The organism is Gammaproteobacteria bacterium (assembly GCA_033720895.1).
Lineage (GTDB): Bacteria > Pseudomonadota > Gammaproteobacteria > Natronospirales > JAJUFS01 > JAWWBS01.
The window spans coordinates 1-4,417 of the sequence record JAWWBS010000097.1 but is presented as its reverse complement, the minus strand read 5'-3'; the positions used below and the strand labels follow the sequence as shown (position 1 = coordinate 4,417).

The 4,417-nt window shown below is 60.4% G+C and carries 6 protein-coding genes; 3 read left to right on the top strand and 3 right to left on the bottom strand.

Annotation, left to right across the window (positions count from 1 at the left end):
- Positions 1-91: 91 nt before the first annotated feature.
- From R3217_10380 to R3217_10370, 3 genes are read left to right on the top strand one after another with little or no spacing between them, the layout of a single operon-like run.
- On the top strand, positions 92-442 hold the full coding sequence (locus R3217_10380; protein ID MDX1455848.1) for a hypothetical protein: 351 nt from the start codon (positions 92-94) through the stop codon (positions 440-442).
- Between the two features lie 10 nt (positions 443-452).
- Positions 453-2,228 (top strand): dihydrolipoyl dehydrogenase, encoded by a 1,776-nt coding sequence (gene lpdA / locus R3217_10375; protein MDX1455847.1) that lies wholly within the window; start codon positions 453-455, stop codon positions 2,226-2,228.
- Between the two features lie 34 nt (positions 2,229-2,262).
- Complete coding sequence (locus R3217_10370) at positions 2,263-2,709, top strand: thioesterase family protein (protein MDX1455846.1); 447 nt, start codon at positions 2,263-2,265, stop codon at positions 2,707-2,709.
- A gap of 65 nt (positions 2,710-2,774) precedes the next feature.
- Here R3217_10370 and R3217_10365 read toward each other — a convergent pair whose 3' ends face one another.
- The 3 genes from R3217_10365 to R3217_10355 form a co-directional block, all read right to left on the bottom strand.
- Positions 2,775-3,368 carry a DoxX family protein gene (locus R3217_10365; protein MDX1455845.1) on the bottom strand — a complete coding sequence of 198 codons (594 nt, stop codon included), beginning with the start codon at positions 3,366-3,368 and terminating at the stop codon, positions 2,775-2,777.
- Between the two features lie 10 nt (positions 3,369-3,378).
- Positions 3,379-4,176 carry a putative DNA-binding domain-containing protein gene (locus tag R3217_10360; protein MDX1455844.1) on the bottom strand — a complete coding sequence of 266 codons (798 nt, stop codon included), beginning with the start codon at positions 4,174-4,176 and terminating at the stop codon, positions 3,379-3,381.
- On the bottom strand, positions 4,169-4,417 hold a 249-nt coding region (locus tag R3217_10355; GenBank protein ID MDX1455843.1), incomplete at its 5' end, for a DUF692 family protein. The genes R3217_10355 and R3217_10360, both read right to left, overlap by 8 nt.

Genomic DNA, 4,417 nt, shown 5'->3' with positions numbered 1-4,417 from the left:
GCGAAGCAGGGTGATTTCCTTGAAGCCGAGTCGTATTTTCGCGCGGTGATCGCCGAGCGCGGCCAGGCCTGATCGGAAGCTGGGGTCTCGAATGAAAACCAGAATGGTGTTTGTATTCCTGCTCGGTTCGCTACTCGGTGCAGCAGTGGCGGGTGGCATTGCCTGGCAGGGTTTTCACGAGAGAGCTGCGCGCAACCTGGCGAGCGAGATGGTCTACCAGGCGCGGATGCTGGAAGCGAATGACCTCGGCGCCCGCGAGCGCGAAGTCATTGTCGAGCGCATCCAGCTCACGAGCAAATCTTTGAACAGCGTCATGAATGGTTTGTTGGTCGAGCATCCGGATGCCGAGGCGATTGCGAGGGTCCGCACCCGCCTGGCAGCCGCAATGATGGCCGCCGGCATCAACCTGTCGCCCGCGACGGCAACTGAAGAAAACGAATAAGGATTCCAGCATGGCAAAGAACATTGACATCAAGGTTCCGGACATTGGCGATTTCGAAAACGTCGAAATCATCGACGTGCTGGTCAAGGCAGGGGACAAGGTCGAAGCCGAGTCACCGTTGATTACGCTTGAGACAGATAAAGCGGCCATGGATGTGCCAGCCCCGCAGGCAGGCACCATCACGTCCTTGAAAGTCGGCACCGGTGACAAGGTGTCCGAGGGCGACGTGATTGCCGTGCTGGAAGCCGATGCATCGGCCAGCAATGCGAAAGACGAGCCGGCCGACAAGAAAGCCAGCAAGCAAGCCGACAAGAAGGCAGAAAAGCCTGCGCCCAAGCCGGGCAGCTATTCGGGCAAGGCCGATGTGGAGTGCGAGGTTCTTGTGCTGGGCGCGGGCCCTGGCGGCTACACCGCCGCGTTCCGCGCTGCCGATCTCGGCAAGCAGGTTGTCATGGTCGAGCGCTGGTCCTCGCTGGGCGGTGTCTGCCTGAATGTAGGCTGCATCCCGTCCAAGGCACTGCTGCATGCCGCGAAGGTGATGGACGAAGCCGCACACATGTCGGATTACGGCATCGAGTTCGGCAAGCCCAAGATCAAGCTGCCGAAACTGGCGGAGTGGAAGAACTCGGTGGTCGGCAAGCTGACCGGCGGTCTCGCCAGCATGGCCAAGCAGCGCAAGGTGAGCGTGGTCAATGGCTATGGACGGTTCCTCGATGCGCATCACGTCGAAGTCGAGGGCCTTGTAGATGGCAAGGACGACAAGAAAATCGTGCGTTTCGAGCAGGCGATCATTGCGGCCGGTTCCGAACCGGTGAAGCTGCCGTTCGCGCCGGAAGACGAGCGCATCATGGATTCCACCGGTGCGCTGGAACTGAAGGACATTCCCGGCAAGTTGCTGGTGATTGGCGGCGGCATTATCGGTCTCGAGATGGCTTGCGTCTACGAAGCGCTGGGGTCGGAAGTCACCGTGGTCGAGCTGGCCGACGGCATCATGCCGGGCGCCGACAAGGACCTGGTGCGGCCCCTGCTGAAACGTATCAAGGATCGCTATGCGGCGATCATGACCGGCACCAAGGTGACGGCAATGAAGGCGCAGAAGAACGGCATCAAGGTGTCGTTCGACGGCAAGAACGCTCCCGACGGCGACCAGATCTTCGATCGCGTGCTGGTCGCGGTGGGTCGCGTGCCCAATGGTGGCAAGGTGGATGCCGACAAGGCGGGCGTGAATGTCAGTGATCGCGGTTTCATCGACGTCGACAAGCAGATGCGTACCAATGTCGATCATATCTTTGCCATTGGCGACCTCGTCGGCCAGCCCATGCTGGCACACAAGGCCACGCACGAAGCCAAGGTGGCGGCGGAAGTGGCTGCCGGCGAGAAGAGTTTCTTCGATGCCCGCGTGATTCCGTCGGTGGCCTACACCGATCCGGAAGTCGCCTGGGTCGGCGTGACCGAGGAGCAGGCCAAGGCCGACGGCCTCGATATCGAAACAGGCAAGTTCCCCTGGGCCGCGTCCGGTCGTTCCCTGGCGCAGGGACGGGATGATGGCTTCACCAAGCTGGTGTTCGACAGGAAGACAGATCGTGTCATTGGTGGTGCGACGGTCGGCCCGAATGCCGGCGAGCTGATCGCCGAAATCTGCCTGGCCATCGAAATGGGCTGTGACGCGGCTGATATCGGCCTGACCATCCATCCGCACCCGACCCTGTCGGAATCGGTGGGGCTGTCGGCCGAAGCCTTCGAAGGCACGATTACCGATCTGTACATTCCCAAGCGCAAGAAGTAGCGCTGCGAACAAGACAATACCCGGAGCAAAACAGATGGAAGTCTTTACCCAGGATGTATCGGTCCGCTGGTCGGATCTCGATCCGAATGGCCATGTGCGCCATTCAGCTTTCTATGATTACGGCGCTGCCGCGCGTGTCGCCTTCCTGCAGAAGCATGGCTTCGGCATCGAGTGGATGATGAAGAACGGTGTCGGCCCGGTGCTGTTCCGCGAGGAAGCGAAGTTCATGCGCGAGCTGCACATGAGTGACGAGATCACCATCAACGTGTTGATCACCGGTCTCTCGGAAGATCATCGCAAATGGAACATGCGCCACGAGATCCGTCGTGGTGATGAGCTCTGCTGCGTACTGGACATGGATGGTGCCTGGATGGATACGCGGGCACGCAAGATCGCGCCGCCGCCGCAGGACCTGGTCGAGACCTTCGAGAGCCTGCCGCGCTCGGAAGACTTCCAGATGATCCTGCCGCGCAAGAAGTAAGCAGGATCCGGATACATGAAAAAGGCCACCTTGCGGTGGCCTTTTTCATGCGCTGAATCCTTGTCTCAGCGACGGAATCGCTTTGCGATCCAGTAGTCGGCGCTGACGTACTTGCCGCCGCCGATGAAAAACAGTGCCAGCAACATGACGAAGTAAGTGGCCGCCCATTCGATGCCGTTGTTGGAAACGACAATGCTGCCATGCTCCGTGAGCCACTCGTAGTTGCCATGTTCCTGCAGGATCGAGCGGGCCCGGTCGAGTCGGTCCATGGCTTCGCCGACGTCGGCACCTGCGAAGGGGCTCTTCGGATCGGCGACCGCCTGCCAGCCGTTGTGCCAGTGCGTGGTCACAGCAGCCACGAGCATGGTGACCATCAACGGAATGCTGGCCCAACGGGTTGCCAGGCCCAGCGCCAGGGCGATCGCGCCGCCGACTTCCGCAGCAGTGGCCAATGCCGCCATCAGGAAGGGAAAGGGCAGGCCGAGACCCCAGTCCGGGTTGCCGAACCATTCGACGATGTTCTCGAAGCCATTGACCTTGTTCATGCCGGCGACCCAGAAGACCGGGACCAGGTAGAGTCTCAATGCCAGTGGCCCGAGCCAGTCCACCGCGCGGGTGCCATCGAGCAGGTCCTGCGCCTTGTTGATGAGTGCGATCATTCTTTTTCCTTCATGAGAGTTTCCCGACTTGTTTCCTTGTTCCCAGCAGCACGTGTTCGCTGCGCAGGTCATCCAGCATCTTTTCGCCTGCCTTGACGACAGCCTCGGGATCCGGGTGACCGATTTCGCCAGCGACCTGGCGGAGAATGTCGGCGCCGTTCATTTCCTTGTCATCGTTTGTGTTCTCACCAATGACTTCCAGCAAGCGCGCCGTCAGGCCATTCAACACCGTGAATCCGACGGTGTCGTCAGGTTTGCGATAGACGACCACGAAGGTCGGCTGGTCTTCCGGCGTCTCCGGCTGGAAGCTCGGGGAGAGTCGATGGACCGGCCATTCGTACGCCAGCGGCCATGCCACGGAGGAAAGGACCGGGACTCCTTCCAGCATATTTCCGTCGGGGTCGACATTTTCCATCGCTTCATCGGGGGCGATGGACAAGGCCAGCTCCACCCATTCGTAATGGGCAAGTTCCAGCATGAAGCCTGGCCAGCTGCCGTCGTTCTCGAATTCCTCCTGCAGGAAGGCAAGAAATTCCTGTGGCACCTCGAGGAACAGGGGGGAATGTGACTGGTGATGCTCGAAGAATTGCCGAACCAGCACTCGCCAGCGATCTTCGCCGAGCAGTTCCGAGAGCACGGGGTAGGTGCCGGACAGCAGGCTCGCAATGCTGTTGAAGAAGAGATCGCTGTAGACCTTCATGCGTCGTGCTTCGATATCGGACGGCGCAGGGTGCTTGTCGGGATTGCGCAGGTGCGCGGCAAAAGCATATTGCTGCTGACGGAAGTCCTGCTTCGGTGTGTCAGCCATTGGCGACCTCCGCCTTGCGGTACGGTGCCTGGATGGCGTGAATGCGATCAACCTCGGTCAGCAGCTGGGGCAGCGGCGGAATGTTGAAATCGCGTTCCAGCAGGGTCGGGACAGGGCCGAAATGCGCATAGGCCGTGTCGAGCAGCTCCCAGACCGGATCGGAAACATCCGAACCATGGGTGTCGACCCGAAGATCCTCGGCTTCGACGTAATGTCCGGCCACGTGGAAATACACCACGCG